Origin of the sequence: Neobacillus sp. 114 (assembly GCF_030127045.1) — a bacterium.
GTDB classification, from domain to species: Bacteria; Bacillota; Bacilli; order Bacillales; family Cytobacillaceae; genus Neobacillus; species Neobacillus rhizophilus.
Window position 1 is genome coordinate 2,543,010 of record NZ_CP126144.1, and the last position, 14,909, is coordinate 2,557,918.

Below are 14,909 nucleotides of genomic sequence, written 5' to 3' on the forward strand. Positions count from 1 at the left end.
TGATGAAACCATTACAGACGATTCCACTTACATGACACAGGATTCAAAATAAGCATTCTGTATACACCATTTTCATGAAGAATCAAATATTATTTTTTCGAGCAAAAGAGGAGAAAAATCCGTGCCAAAAAAATCTGCATTTCCACTTTTACTGACATATATGTTTCTTGCGATGCTTGGCATTGGTCTTGTTATTCCGATTCTGCCTGAACTGCTAAAAGAATTCGGAGCCGGCGGAAAAGCAGCGGGATATTTAGTATCCGCCTTCGGTTTGACGCAGTTTTTGTTCTCGCCAATTGCTGGCGAATTCTCAGACAAATACGGACGCAAGCCGATGATCGTCGTTGGACTGTGCTTATTCGTCATTTCCAACTTACTGGCTGCTGTTGCAGATCATTTCTCGCTTTTTCTTGTTTCACGATTAATTGGCGGTATGGGTTCTGCTGCCTTGGTTCCCTCCATTATGGCTTATGTTGTGGATATCACGACAGAAGAACAGAGGCCTAGAGCGATGTCATTTCTAGGCGCTTCGATGTCATCCGGTTTTATTATTGGTCCGGGTTTGGGAGGATTGCTTGCTGAGTTTGGAACTAGGGCTCCTTTCTTCGGGTCTGCAAGTATTGGTCTATTGTCGGTGATCTGTTGTTTGCCATTTTTACCGGAATCCCAATCTGTAGAGGCCCGTCACATGCATCTGAAATCGAAACCAAAGAAGGAAAATATTTTTCGTCAGCTTGCACAATCGGTTAAATCTCGCTATTTTACTCTATTGTTAATGATATTCGCTCTTACATTCGGACTTACTCACTTTGAGGCGATATACCCGTTGTTCGTTACCCAGAGCTATGGATTTACAACTAGAGAAATTTCCATCTTGTTCATGGTTTGTTCCTTGATCGGTACATTCAACCAAGTGATGCTGACTAACCGGCTTACACAAAGATTTGGGGAAAAGCCAATTATTAGCAGCATGCTCTTGCTATCGGCAATATCTCTTGTGTTCTTGCTATTCTCGGGCAATTTCTTTTATGTAATGGTCATTACGATGTTGTTTTTTACATTTAATAACATATTGCGGCCGACGATTAACACGCTGCTTTCGAAGGAAGCTGGAAATGAACAAGGATTTGTAGCAGGGTTGAACAATGCCTATATGGGTCTCGGACAAATTTTTGGGCCAGTGCTTGCGGGGTGGTTATTCGATATTCATATCAACCTGCCTTATCTATTCGGAGCATTTGTGTTACTGGTTAGCAGCTTTGTTTCCGTTAAGTGGGTTGGAAGTAAGAATGGAGAAAGCCCTACAGAAAATAAAAGATTAAATGATCAAGCTTTATAGAAATATTTACTAAATTACTACATCCGTAACAAAGGGAATGAAACATATCCTATCATTAAAAATTGTTTTTATAGAATAGCCGCATTTTCCATGGAAAATGCGGTTTTGCTTTATAGGAAAGCAAATGAAGAGATTGTGATTACATCTTATTGGTTACTTATATGCAAAACTTAAGTAAAACTTAATTTTTTTATATTTTTCTTAAAGTTTTTCCTATGTTAGCATAGAACTATATGTATTTAAATTGTAATAAATTGTCTATCGATTTAAGGGCGAAAGTACCTTGTAATCAGAAGTAGGGATTCCCTTTTTTGGGTGTCGAATCCTTCCGGCTTTTTTTAAAGAGTGGCAGGATTCAATGAAAGGCATTGTCGTTAGCATCTTCCTTTACGGGACTGCTAGCGACAATGTCTTTTTCTTTAGCTGGATCTAAATAAAAGCAAGAACCGACTTTTTGAATAAAGAATAAGATTCTGATATTTGAATGAATAGTTTAAAAAAGGGTAATTCGATGAACTAGGAGGAACATATGATGGAGTTTGTTACAAAAGTAAACTCATTAGTCAACATTAAAGTAATCGGCGTTGGCGGTGGGGGGAATAACGCTGTTAACCGTATGATCGAGCATGGAGTTCAGGGTGTAGAATTTATTGCTGTTAATACAGATGCACAAGTTCTTAAATTATTAAACGCTGAGATCAAGATACAAATCGGTGAAACATTGACAAAAGGATTAGGATCAGGGGCAAATCCAGAAGTAGGTAAAAAAGCAGTAAAAGAAAGCCAAGGGAAGATCCAAGAAGTATTAAAAGGCACAGACATGGTATTTATTACAGCTGGTATGGGCGGCGGTACAGGAACGGGTGCTGCCCCTGCTATTGCTCAAATTGCCCGTGATCTGGGCATTCTGACCATTGGAGTTGTAACACTTCCATTTTCGTTTGAGGGCCGTAAACGTGCAAAACAAGCAGAAAGCGGAATCGCCTTAATGAAGAAAGCAGTGGACACATTAATTGTTATTCCAAACGATCGATTATTAGAGACTATACATAAAAATACACCCATAGTTGAGGCATTTCGTGAAGTGGATAATCTTCTTCGTCAAAGTATCCAAGGTATTTCCGATTTAATAGCTGTACCTGGTTTAATCAACATTGATTTTGCTGATGTACAAACAATCATGTCCAATAAAGGAACTGCCTTAATAGGAATTGGCATCGCAACAGGTAAAGACCGCGCTGCTGAAGCTGCAAAGAGAGCTATTTCCAGCCCGTTACTTGGTACTTCTATCGATGGAGTTCAAGGTGTGCTAATGAAAGTCACAGGGGGCACAAATTTAAGTCTTTACGAAGTACAAGAGGCGGCAAACATTGTTACTTCTACGGCAAGCTCCGAGTTAAATATGATTTTCGGTTCTGTTATTAACGAACACTTAAAAGATGAGATTATAGTAACCATCATTGCTACTGGCTTTCATGATCAGGAGCTTCCATTAGTAATGTCTTCCAGCACTTAAATTACAGGAATGGAAAAACCATTTCCTCCATGGGTAATGGGATAATGCGATAAACCATTTGTATAGGATCCCCTCAAAATAATTTTTGAAGGGTTCTAAACTATTTCATCCTTTTTTAATGTATTCCAGAAGCCTGCAGCAAGGGAAAGTGCTCGAGACAGGTTGCAATGAATTTGAGTTTAAGATATCAAACTAAAAAGTTAAGAATTTGATAATGGTTTTTATACGAGGAGTTAAGTTCTGTAAGGTACAATCAATGTACGTCGACGAAGTCAAAAATCAAGAATACAAATGAAACAATACCTTTTAGGACCAGTAAATAATGTTATTGAATTAGGGGATGAAAAAATGATCAAGAAAACAAAAATATTAACACCTTTACTCGGATTGACATTAGCATTAACAGCGTGGGGCACAAGTATGCAGGTCAACGCAAGTGAACAAAAGAATGCAACAAAAACAGAACAAACGAAAACAAATAAAGCTCAAGATTCAAATAAAAAACACCAATCTGAAAATAAAATGACTAAAGGTCAGGAAATGGCTAATATTCTTAGCAGCACAAATTGGCAAGGTACAAGAGTATACGACAAAAATAATAATGACTTAACAAAAGAGAATACAAATTTCATTGGCCTTGCAAAATATGATGCTAAAACAGGCAGATATGAATTTTTTGATGCTAAAACGGGTAACAGTCGTGGGGATAAAGGAACTTTCTTTATCACAAATGATGGGAAGAAGAGAATTTTAATTTCAGAATCAATGAAGTACCAAGCAGTTGTTGATATGACAAAACTAAATAAAGATGTTTTTACTTATAAAAGAATGGGAAAAGATGCTAATGGCAATGAAGTAGAAGTATTCGTTGAACATGTTCCATATAAAGACAAAGAGCTGTCTTTTACTGATCCGGACAAGCTGTTGGATACTACTACAGGAGATATTGTTAAAAACATTGATGGAGATAAAATTTTAGGCAGCACCCTATGGCACGGAACAAAGGTATTGGATGAAAACGGCAATGATGTAACACAATATAATTCGATGTTTATAAGTCTGGCAAAATTTGATGATAAGACAAATAAATATGAGTTTTTCAATGAAGAAACTGGCAAAAGCCGGGGTGATTATGGATACTTCGATGTGGTACACGGAAATAAGATAAGAGCCCATGTTTCAATTGGAGCTAATAAGTATGGTGCTGCTCTTGAACTTACAGAGCTTAATAAAAATAAATTTACTTATAAAAGAATTGGTAAGGACAAAGATGGCAAGGACATAACTATATTCGTTGAACATGAACCTTATAAAGGTGATTTTAAACCAAAATTTAGTTTTTAAAAGCAGTTAATATACAAATGGGTGGGAAATAAATGAATTAAAAACAAGGTTGTCTACAAAAGGTGACAACCTTGTTTCCTTTACGGTAAAGTTAAAAAAACTGTACCTCGGCAGGAGGCACTCTCATGTCTATTCGGTGGCGATTATTAATTTCACATACAACGATGCTAATCGTGACGCTAGTACTTTTCTTAATAAGCGCCTTGTTGATTCCAGTGGCAATTACAGGGGATATTCGAAGTATTAAAGATTTGTATACACGTCAATACGCGCTTAAGCCATTAACAAAACCAGAGGAAAATGTATTTCTAGATGTTAAATATTTAGCGAAAAAACAACCAAATCAATTATTAAATGAAACCACACTTAAACAATTTGATCAAAAGTTAGATCCAGTATCCTCTGGATTAATCATCCGTAAAGGAAAAAAAATTGTCCACTCATCAAAAATTTTAAATTCTATAAAGGATGAAAAAAAACTTCCTTCTTTTGAACCGGAAAATATTAAAGTACGAGAAACGATCAGTATAGATCATCAATTTTTTTTATATGTAAAGTTCGATTTTTATTTTCCGGATCAGGAAGAAGGCAGTGTTATCATTATGAGGGAAGTTAGTCCTTTTGTTGAACTGTCAAGAAGCTTATTTCCATTAATATTTGGGGCACTTTTTCTTTCTTTAATTCTTGTAAATGGTTTATTAAGTTATTTTGTCTCTAGGAGTATTATTAAGCCATTATTTTCTTTGAAAACTGCAACAGAACAAATGGGTGAAGGTAATTTAAACGTGAAGATTGATCATGCGAGGCAGGATGAAATTGGTCAACTTAGTTATGAATTTGACAAAATGAGGAAAAAACTTAAGGATTCAATAGAGCTTCAGCTTCAATATGAAGAAAGCAGAAAGGAGTTAATTTCCAATATCTCACATGATTTAAAAACTCCAATAACGGCTATCAAAGGTTATATTGAAGGAATACAGGATGGAGTTGCAGATTCGCAAGGGAAAATGGAGAAATACCTCTCAACAATCAAACGAAAAGCGACAGATATGGATCAACTAATTGATGATTTATTCCTTTTTTCTAAATTAGATTTAAAGAAGCTGCCATTTTACTTCGAAGGCATTGAAATTAACCGTTTTATCATAAATTTTGTTGAGGAAGCAAGTTTTGATTTAGAGGAAAAAGGTATTCAAGTTAATGTTGAAAATAGGACGAAAAATGAAGTGAAGGTGATTGCCGACCGTGATAAATTAAGGCGGGTAATGACAAATATCATTAATAACTCCGTAAAGCATATGAAAAAGTCAGAAAAAAATATATGTATTAATATAAATGAAGAAGCAGATTTTGTTGAAATTGAAGTCCGTGATAATGGTTCCGGAATCGAGGAGCAGTCTCTTCCATATATTTTTGACCGTTTTTATCGTGTAGATACCTCAAGAAATAAATCAACTGGCGGGAGCGGACTTGGACTTGCGATTGCAAAGCAGATTATTACGGAGCATGACGGAGATATTTGGGTGGAAAGTCAAATAGGGGTAGGAACGAGTATCTTTTTTACGTTGAAGAAGTCAATTTAGAGTGGTGAGTACATTGAAAAAAATTTTAATCATTGAAGATGATCTTGATATTGGGGAATTGCAACAAGACTACCTTGAGATTAATGGATATGATGTTGAATTACAAACCTCAGGCAAGGAAGGATTAAAACGTGCACTAAATAAAGAGTATGACTTATTAATTATCGATATCATGCTTCCAGAGGTGGATGGGTTCGAAATTTGTAAACAAGTAAGAGCTGTAAAGAATATCCCCATCTTAATTGTCTCGGCCAAGAAAGAAGATATTGATAAAATAAGAGGCCTGGGGCTTGGTGCCGATGATTATATTATTAAACCTTTCAGTCCAAGTGAGCTAGTTGCCAGGGTAAAGGCCCATTTGGCACGTTATGAGCGTTTAATAGGAAATATGGATACAGCCAAAAAGGAAATAAGAATCCGAGGGCTTGTCATTGATGAAATGGCGCGAAAGGTTTATGTGAATAATCAAAAGATCTCTTTAACTGCAAAAGAATTCGACTTATTACTTTTCTTAGCTCAGCACCCAAACCGGGTCTTTAGTAAAGAAGATCTCTTCGAAAGCATTTGGGGATTGGATTCATCTGGGGATATTACCACTATCACGGTTCATATCAGGAAGATTCGCGGAAAAATCGAAAATGATCCCTCGAATCCTCAATTTATTGAAACAGTTTGGGGTGCGGGATATATGATGTCGGTTTAATCGAAGGATGACTTTAATTTTTTTAGAAAAATTTGATAGGATTTGATTATGATACTTATAAAACGATCTATTTGTATAATGTTATTTTTTTTAGTAGGTTGTCAAAACCCAATAATATTGGAAAGTTCAAATGAAAATCAGATTGTAGAGGCGGATAGTATGAAAGAACAATTTTTTAAAGCTGTAGAAAAGGGGAATATAGCCGAGATTAATAACTTAATAAATAAGGGAGTAAATATAAATAGCCAGGATGGTTTGGGAAGGACAGCAATCATGATTGCTGCCTATGCTAATGATGTTGAAACAGCCAAAGCCTTAATTGAAAAGGGGGCTGATGTTAATATTCAGGATAAAATGAAAAATAATCCCTTCCTTTATGCTGGAGCAGAAGGGTATATTGAAATATTGCAACTGACAATCGAAGCAGGCGCAAACCCCAAACTCCTTAATCGGTACGGCGGCACAGCTTTAATCCCAGCCTCAGAGCACGGATTTGTTGAAGTTGTGAAAGAACTCCTAGAAAATACAGAAATAAATGTTAATCATGTGAATAATTTAGGATGGACAGCATTAATGGAAGCTATTGTACTTAAAGACGGGGGAAGGAAACAGCAGGAAACCATTAAGCTATTAATAGAACATGGGGCTGATGTAAACATACCGGATTCTGATGGTGTCACACCTCTTCAACATGCAAAAGAAAGAAATTTTTCTGAAATTGAAAAAATTCTCCTGCAAGCGGGTGCAAAACGGTAGAAAGACATTAGTTTTTGAGAATACTCATCTACAAAAAAGGCGAGACTTTTTTTAAAAAGTCCTCGCCGTTTTTTAAAAATAAATAATATTTAAAATTATCTCAGTATAGAGGCTAATTCTCTTTAGTGTGCAATCACGTATAATTACCTAGACAGCATTCTTTTTTGCACTTTCTAAATTCTTGGATTTCACCAAAAGGCTGCCAACGTAGTAGAACAATGCAGCTGAACCTATACCGAATGCCACAACGGAAAGCTGTGGAGCGGAGAAATTGACCATCAGTGCAACTATGGCTGCCATTCCCCATGCTACAAACGCCAGCGGTTTCCATTTAGCCGAATCAACAGCTTGGTTCCTGCGGAGGATTAGTTGGTCCATGATGATGATTGTAGCGATTGGTGGAACAATTAAGCCTAAAAGCTCCAGCCAGCTTTGGAAGGCGCTCCAAATCCCGGAAACAGCTGCAATTATTCCAATAATCCCCAGAATAATTGTCAGCAATCTCATACTTTTTCCGGTCATATGGGAAAAACCGACGGCTCCATTATATAAACAGTGTGTACATCCAACTCCCAGATTAATAAACACGAATATGATAGACAACATGGAAAGCAGCGGTCCTTGTCCAGATAAAATTGGCATAAAGTCCCCGCCGTTCGTTACAGGGTTTTGAATGACACCTGTCGCAACGATAATTGCACCAACCACTTCGGCAATGAACTTCCCAAATGGAAAGGCTGTAAATGCAGCTAAAAATCCTTCACGCCCATTTTTGGACCATCGCGTAAAGTCAGCGGTCATCGTGCCGGAATCAGCGAAAGTCGCAAATACCAAGGTGACTGCAGCGCCAAATGACATTAGGCCCGCACCGGCAATTGGTTCAAAATTAAAAATATCTGGATTTCCCGTTTTAATCGAGAAACCTATTGCAACAAAGCCCAAAATGAGATATAGCGGTGCCGCAATCCATCCTAATATGGTTAACGCTTTAATTCCAATAAACGTTGCGGCTACATAAAGAACTCCACCTAGCAAGGTCATTAACAACATCGGAGCACCAAATGAACGGGCCATGGTATCCCCTGTAAGGCCTGTCATCAAGGCAAACCAACCAACAACAACTGTTGAAAGTAATCCTGAAACAGCTATATACCCAAGCCGTCCAAAGGTTTTCTGGGCGGCCATTGCAAAGTTTTCTCCAGTTTTTCCTGCCAAATAACTTAATGAGCCGACAATCAGGCATAAAAGCAAGTTTCCGGTCAGAATTGCGGTAACACCCACTTTGAATCCAAGCATGGCAGTAATTACGCCGCCAATTACAGCACTTGTTAAAACCATTGGAAATCCAAACCAAACGGCTGCAACGGAAGCCAGTGATTTTCTATATTCTTTTGGTACAGGAGTGGTTTCAAACTCTGGATCCAAAAGATTATTATCCATATTATTAGTAGACATACATTTCCTCCTAACAATTTTAATGTTGGTATATTTATTTGATTGTGTTATTCCCACCGCCTTTACTTTTTTAAAGCGCTTTCTATAGGATCCTTATTCTTATTTTAAAGTGGAAAATTTTAACGGTCTTTGGATATAGCAACTAAAAAACTACGATAACGCTTATGCATTCCGTACAAAGGTTTGTGAAAGAACTTTGAAGTTGCATGCAAAATAAAAAAAATAATCCCTGCTGTGCAAGGAGTATAAATTCTGCTTGCACAGCAGGGATTGAGTTTAATACTTTTTTATGAATCTATTTGAAGTTTTTTGTTTAGCAGTCTGTATATTTTTAATGCTAATTGGATTTGAAGCAGTTCTTCTGCATTTTTTAAATCACTGTTCAAGATTTCTTTAATTTTTTCAATTCTATATATGAGAGTATTACGGTGCAAAAACATTGCTTTCGCAGTTTCACTAATATTAAGGTTATTGTGAAAATAATTCTCTAAGGTATTAATATAGCCGGTACCATGGAATTTATCATGCTCATATATTTTCCCGAGCCGTTTCATGAAGAAGTCTTCCAGCTCCATATCTTTTACGTTTGAATCCAAAAAGTGATAGATGCTATGGTCTTCAAAATGCGAGATACCCCCACGGTCATCGAACTTTTGCATTAGTCTTATGGATTCATTGGCTTCAGAGAAGCTCTTATGCAGGGACTGTATTCTTTCATACTGTCTGCCAATTCCAATTAAGAAAGTCGAATTTTTAATATATTTTCCTAGAACATCGTAAATTTTTTGGCCATATTGTTTCGCTTCATTTACGGAAATGGGTGCTCTATTTTCGTGCTGTCCAATCAAAATAATAATTCGGTTATTACGGTGAAAGCAGGTAACTTCTCCATTTGAATAATTAGAATGCTCATAAACTAAATCCACGCATTTTTTTGATCTGTTCTCCACTTGAACCCTTCTAGCGACCAAATCCTCAAATTGATTCTGATCATTGGAATCTATATTAATCACCATACTATGGTACTTATATTGTGAATTTAATCCATGCATTTCACTTAAAGTCTGAATGGATTCAGTTGAGGTGATTTTTCCAGTGAGCAAATCATCAAAAAAGTCCTGCCTAATTTTTAACTTCACTTCCTCAATTTCCTTCGCTTTAATTCTTTCTAAGGCAATGTTCGTTGATGCTTGTTCCAAAATGATAAAGTCAAACTCGGTTAACTCACGTACAGTTTCCCAAACGATGATATACCCGTAAATATTGCTTGCTGCAGCTATGGGCAGAATACGGCATTTTATTTCTATATCCTCTAAACGGAATATTCTTTTAATTGATTTTTTCATATCACTTATATCTTCAGGTATAGCGTCTATGAACTCTTTAGGAAAGGAAGGTCTATTTTTAATTAAATCAAAACAATACGAAAGCGGTACTTTGTTGTTGATGTGCTCAATTGCGTTCACCAGCTTCCAATCTTGATCGACTATGATTACCGGATTACCAATTGTCTCTGACAACATGGAGGAAATCCGCTCAATTCCTCCGCCTTCAAGTGTAATTCTGAAGAACAAACTATGCATATCCAAAGTTTTTCTATTTAATAAATCATACCTGCCTGATGCTTTCTCATTGATAATCGAAATGACCCTTGAAAGGGTGTATTGATAGGGAAGCTCTATAAGCGGAAAACCATACTCATTCGCTTTATCAATCATATTTTTCGGAAGTGTATCGAAGTAACGTTTCATTTTCACGATCAGTCCAGCACAGTTAATTTCAGCAAGCTCTTTAATGATTCTGTTTTGTAATTCCTCATTATCCTTGAAAATATAGCCAGTCGATAGCAGCAATTCATTTGGTGAAAGCCAGTCGAAAGCATCGGGATTTTCAATAATATTTACGATTGAAATTTCATTGTTAATTCCTTTTTCTCCCGCAACAATCTTTATGCCATCAATTGCTTTTATATTAAATAGTTCTTTAACCGTAAGCAAACTTCTCTCGCTCCTTTGTCAAAATTTAAACACAATCCATTATGCAAGTTGCACAATTGAATAGATAGCTTTTTGGATTTTATAAACGATGACGGTGTTATGCATTATATCTAGAATAATCATGTAAGCTTCATACTTTGTCAAATGAAAATTGTATAAAGCTTTCTCAAGAATAAGTTCATGATTTAAAAGGAGGCAAGTTTTGTCCAATTATAAATTAGGCTCCCTGAGTCAGATTTATGAGGTGCTTTAAGTGTTAAAAACAGTATCGGGTGATGTTGAATTTTTACAGAAGTTGAATAGCTCAAAATTCACAGGAAGTGTTCATAGTACATTTAATCGGACATTTAATATTAAATGTCATCAAAATGGTGAGTTATACACCATTGCTTGCAGAAACGTAGATAATGGACCCAATACCTTAATTATCGATGTTGATAATATTAGGCCGATGGAAATTGCAGTAAATGATCAAGTATTTACTAAGAAGAATATTTTGCACATTGGAAATAAGCTTGCCATTTCTTTTAAAAACGTTAATAAATGGGTCAGTGTTGTTCCCGGATATCCTTCGAATGAAGAAATTTTGAATCAAAATTTAAAAAAGTTGAAGAAATTTATCGACATTCATGGGAAAAGTGGCGGAATAAAAAAACACGAATTACCCAATAGCCTATTTGAAGCTAAAATGTCCAGCATGCTCGAACTGCGAACTAATTTACTTTTAGACGAATTAGCGGAAGATCGAATGTCATCTGCTTTAGAACATGCCATTTCGATTATTGGTCTAGGACCAGGGCTCACACCATCAGGGGATGATTTTCTAGTTGGGCTATTTACCTCTTTTAGTATGTTGAACGGTCCATTCTATGGAAGAAGGTCATTCTGTGAAGATGTCGTTAGCAAGGCCAAAACCTTAACGAATGACATTAGCTGGATGGCATTGCAGAAAGCATCCACAGGTAAAGTGAGAGAGTCTATCATTTTGTTACTCAACGCCTTGCTCGGTGAGAATGAAGCAGACTTATTTCTCTCTTTAAATAAAGTATTAAACATCGGATCTTCATCCGGTACTGACATCGCATTAGGTCTTGTCGGCGGATTGGAGGCCAATATAAAAGCAGGAGGAAAAGTATATGTTAGTACAAGCATTGATTAAACCTAACACGTATTTCGATTCGGTATCATTAATGTCGCTATCTACTAAAGCGAATCAAATTGATGGTGTTGAACAAGCGATTATCGCAATGGGTACTGAAATGAACAAAGAGGTAATGAAAAATGTCGGTTTAATGACACCGGAAGTCGAGGAAGCCGGAGCAAGTGATTTGATTATTGTAGTGAAAGCTGAAACTGAGGAGCTCTTCGAAAACGCTTTCTTGAGCATAAATGAATTATTTACTAAAAGGGATTCAGGCAAAAAAGGAAAAAGTGATATTAAATACTCTACTATTTCCTCAGCTGTAGAAAATAATCCGGATGCAAATCTAGCGATTATTGCTGTGAATGGGGCTTACGCTGCTAGAGAAGCGAGAAAAGCTCTTGAAAATAACCTGAATGTCATGATGTTCAGTGACAATGTCAGCGTCGAAGACGAAATTGCTTTAAAGAATTTAGCGCATGAAAAAGGATTATTAATGATGGGTCCTGACTGTGGTACAGCGATTATCGGAAATACTGCCCTTTGCTTTGCAAATGCTGTTAGAAAAGGAGATATCGGGATTGTTGGTGCATCAGGTACCGGGTCCCAAGAAGTAAGTGTTCGTATCCATGAATTTGGCGGCGGGATCACTCAGTTGATTGGAACCGGCGGAAGAGACCTTAAAGAAGAAGTTGGCGGAATCATGATGCTTGATGGAATCCAAGCGCTAGAAGATGACGAGGAAACAAAGGTTATTGTACTTGTTTCGAAGCCTCCTGCACCAAGTGTGGAAGAAAAAGTGCTAGCGAAAATTAAAACATGTAAAAAGCCTGTTGTCGTTTGGTTTATTGGCGGCGATGAGGAGAAAATTACTGCAGCTGGCGGTCATTTTGCCAAAATGTCAAAAGAAGCAGCACTTAAAGCGGTTTTACTTGCTGGTGCAGATGAGAGCAAACTTAATAAGCGTGCATTAAACATTCCGTTAATTGAAGATGTTCGTACTAAATTAAAGCCAGAGCAAAGATATATTCGCGGTTTATTCAGCGGCGGTACACTTTGCGATGAGGCAATGCACGCAGCTATGGAGAAATTCGATAATGCTTACAGCAATATCGCAAGAAATCCTGAGTATCGTTTAAAAGATCGTTATACAAGTCAAGAGCATACATTCATCGACTTTGGTGATGACGAATATACACAAGGCAAGCCGCATCCAATGATTGATCCTTCTACACGTCTTGACAGATTTATGCAGGAAGCAAAAGATCCATCCGTTGGTGTTATTGTAATGGACTTTGTATTAGGTTACGGTGCTCACGAAGATCCGGTTGGAGCATTCCTTCCTGCAATCATGGAAGCTAAACTGCTGGCAGAACAAGAAGGAAGACATTTGGAGATTATTGGGTATGTTCTTGGTACAGAATTAGATCCGCAAGATTATGAAGAGCAAATCAATAAATTATTGGCTGCAGGTGTCACTCATGCAAGCAGCAGCCAGAACGCAGGTTTATTAGCAAGAGAATTTGTTGTGAAAGGAGAATAGCCATGAGTAAAATTAACGAACTTTTTAAAGGTAAACCAAATGTTATCAACGTAGGTATTGAGTCATTCAAGGAAGATTTAGCGAAACAAGGTGCAGAAGTCATTCATTTAGAATGGACACCGCCTGGAAGAGGAAATCATGCGTTAATTGCAGCACTTGATAAATTTGAAAACCCTGCCATCATGCAAAAAATTGAAGAAGCAAATAAGTTGGCGGTAGAAAGAATTATAAATTCTCACCCGATTTTAATCGGTTATGACCAAGCGATTAACTGCGTACCAGGTATGACGAAGAAAACCATTCTTCATGCTGGCCCGCCTATCACTTGGGAAAAAATGAATGGCCCAATGAAGGGTGCTGTTACCGGCGCACTGGTATTTGAAGGTTTGGCAAAGGATTTAGAAGAAGCAGCTGAACTTGCAGCATCTGGTGAAATTACTTTCGCTCCTTGTCATGAACACAACTGTGTAGGTTCCATGGCAGGTGTTACTTCAGCATCAATGTTCATGCACATTGTTGAAAACAAAACGTATGGCAATATTGCCTATACAAACTTAAGTGAGCAATTAGCAAAAATCCTTCGCATGGGTGCTAATGATCAAAGTGTCATTGATAGATTGATATGGATGCGCGATGTATTTGGTCCTATTTTAAGAGATGCTATGAAATTGAATCCAGAGGGCATTGATTTGCGTTTGATGCTTGCCCAGGCTCTCCATATGGGTGACGAGTGTCATAACCGAAATGTTGCTGGTACAACTCTATTAATTCAAGCATTAACACCTTATATTTTACAAACAGATTATACAATCGAGCAGAAAAAAGAAGTATTTGATTTCGTAGCCAGCAGTGATTATTTCTCTGGTCCAACATGGATGGCAATGGCAAAATGTGCTCTTGATGCTGCTCATGGCATTGAAAATAGCACAATCGTAACAACGATGGCCCGTAACGGTGTGGAATTCGGTATCCGTGTAAGCGGTATGCCAGGAAATACATGGTTTACAGGCCCTGCACAAAAGGTTGTTGGTCCAATGTTTGCTGGATACAAGCCGGAGGATTCTGGACTTGATATTGGTGATAGTGCCATCACGGAAACATACGGTTTTGGCGGATTTGCAATGGCAACGGCTCCAGCAATTGTTGCGCTTGTAGGGGGTACAGTTGAGGATGCTATCGGTTTTTCAACAAAAATGAAGGAAATCACGACAACTCAGAATCCGAATGTAACAATCCCATTGCTTGATTTTATGGGTCTTCCAACTGGAATTGATGTTAGAAAAGTTGTTCAAACAGGAATAATGCCAGTCATTAATACCGCCATTGCGCATAAAGAAGCAGGCATCGGAATGATTGGTGCAGGTATCACTTATCCGCCGGTAGAAGCTTTTGAAAAAGCAATGTTGGCATTAAACGAAAATATTCATTAATCAAATATGCTTTTTGGGGGAGATTGATGTCCCAAGTTTTATTCTTGGTTTGGGAACCTTCCCCCCCAAAGCCCCATAGGAAATTGTGTGACAGGACATAAG

General features: G+C 37.4%; 11 protein-coding genes. 9 read left to right on the forward strand and 2 right to left on the reverse strand.

From position 1 onward, the window contains the following. Positions 1-160 precede the first annotated feature (160 nt). The 6 genes from QNN06_RS12535 to QNN06_RS12560 all read left to right on the forward strand — a co-directional run bounded on the left by QNN06_RS12535 (position 161) and on the right by QNN06_RS12560 (position 7,241). Complete coding sequence (locus tag QNN06_RS12535) at positions 161-1,339, forward strand: MFS transporter (RefSeq protein WP_213116894.1); 1,179 nt, start codon at positions 161-163, stop codon at positions 1,337-1,339. Positions 1,340-1,868: 529 nt separating this feature from the next. Beyond that, positions 1,869-2,855, forward strand: coding sequence for a cell division protein FtsZ (gene ftsZ / locus QNN06_RS12540; protein ID WP_213116044.1), 987 nt, complete (start codon positions 1,869-1,871; stop codon positions 2,853-2,855). 348 nt (positions 2,856-3,203) lie between these two features. Continuing rightward, the gene (locus QNN06_RS12545) at positions 3,204-4,199 is read left to right on the forward strand and encodes a DUF4822 domain-containing protein (protein ID WP_217034098.1); all 996 of its coding nucleotides are present in this window, start codon (positions 3,204-3,206) and stop codon (positions 4,197-4,199) included. A 125-nt stretch (positions 4,200-4,324) separates the two neighbouring features. Next, on the forward strand, positions 4,325-5,782 hold the full coding sequence (locus tag QNN06_RS12550; protein WP_213116042.1) for a sensor histidine kinase: 1,458 nt from the start codon (positions 4,325-4,327) through the stop codon (positions 5,780-5,782). A gap of 4 nt (positions 5,783-5,786) precedes the next feature. After that, complete coding sequence (locus QNN06_RS12555) at positions 5,787-6,485, forward strand: response regulator transcription factor (protein WP_213116041.1); 699 nt, start codon at positions 5,787-5,789, stop codon at positions 6,483-6,485. 48 nt (positions 6,486-6,533) lie between these two features. Then, positions 6,534-7,241 (forward strand): ankyrin repeat domain-containing protein, encoded by a 708-nt coding sequence (locus QNN06_RS12560; protein WP_372447562.1) that lies wholly within the window; start codon positions 6,534-6,536, stop codon positions 7,239-7,241. A gap of 147 nt (positions 7,242-7,388) precedes the next feature. On the opposite strand, the gene QNN06_RS12565 is transcribed toward QNN06_RS12560, so the two are convergent. Together QNN06_RS12565 and QNN06_RS12570 are read right to left on the reverse strand one after the other, a co-directional pair. Next, positions 7,389-8,696, reverse strand: a complete 1,308-nt coding sequence (locus QNN06_RS12565) for a cytosine permease (RefSeq protein ID WP_213116040.1) — start codon at positions 8,694-8,696, stop codon at positions 7,389-7,391. Positions 8,697-8,983: 287 nt separating this feature from the next. Then, positions 8,984-10,693, reverse strand: coding sequence for a PucR family transcriptional regulator (locus QNN06_RS12570; protein WP_213116039.1), 1,710 nt, complete (start codon positions 10,691-10,693; stop codon positions 8,984-8,986). 253 nt (positions 10,694-10,946) lie between these two features. Here QNN06_RS12570 and QNN06_RS12575 point away from each other — a divergent pair, with 253 nt between their 5' ends. The 3 genes from QNN06_RS12575 to QNN06_RS12585 are packed head-to-tail and all read left to right on the forward strand — an operon-like array spanning position 10,947 to position 14,807. Then, a complete protein-coding gene (locus QNN06_RS12575; protein ID WP_213116038.1) occupies positions 10,947-11,852 on the forward strand; it encodes an oxamate carbamoyltransferase subunit AllH family protein in 906 nt (301 codons plus the stop codon). Further along, entirely contained in the window at positions 11,830-13,377 is a 1,548-nt protein-coding gene (fdrA, locus tag QNN06_RS12580; protein ID WP_213116037.1) for an acyl-CoA synthetase FdrA, read from the forward strand. The genes QNN06_RS12575 and fdrA overlap by 23 nt, the downstream gene beginning before the upstream one ends. 2 nt (positions 13,378-13,379) lie before the next feature. Beyond that, the gene (locus QNN06_RS12585) at positions 13,380-14,807 is read left to right on the forward strand and encodes a YlbE family protein (protein WP_213116036.1); all 1,428 of its coding nucleotides are present in this window, start codon (positions 13,380-13,382) and stop codon (positions 14,805-14,807) included. Positions 14,808-14,909 lie beyond the last annotated feature (102 nt).

Bases quoted from the DNA above. Each gene is read 5' to 3' on its own strand.
- QNN06_RS12545 (WP_217034098.1), top strand. From the start codon at position 3,204: ATGATCAAGAAAACAAAAATATTAACACCTTTACTCGGATTGACATTA.
- QNN06_RS12535 (WP_213116894.1), top strand. From the start codon at position 161: ATGTTTCTTGCGATGCTTGGCATTGGTCTTGTTATTCCGATTCTGCCT.
- QNN06_RS12550 (WP_213116042.1), top strand. From the start codon at position 4,325: ATGTCTATTCGGTGGCGATTATTAATTTCACATACAACGATGCTAATC.
- QNN06_RS12585 (WP_213116036.1), top strand. From the start codon at position 13,380: ATGAGTAAAATTAACGAACTTTTTAAAGGTAAACCAAATGTTATCAAC.
- fdrA (WP_213116037.1), top strand. From the start codon at position 11,830: ATGTTAGTACAAGCATTGATTAAACCTAACACGTATTTCGATTCGGTA.
- QNN06_RS12565 (WP_213116040.1), bottom strand. From the start codon at position 8,696: ATGTCTACTAATAATATGGATAATAATCTTTTGGATCCAGAGTTTGAA.
- QNN06_RS12560 (WP_372447562.1), top strand. From the start codon at position 6,534: ATGATACTTATAAAACGATCTATTTGTATAATGTTATTTTTTTTAGTA.
- ftsZ (WP_213116044.1), top strand. From the start codon at position 1,869: ATGATGGAGTTTGTTACAAAAGTAAACTCATTAGTCAACATTAAAGTA.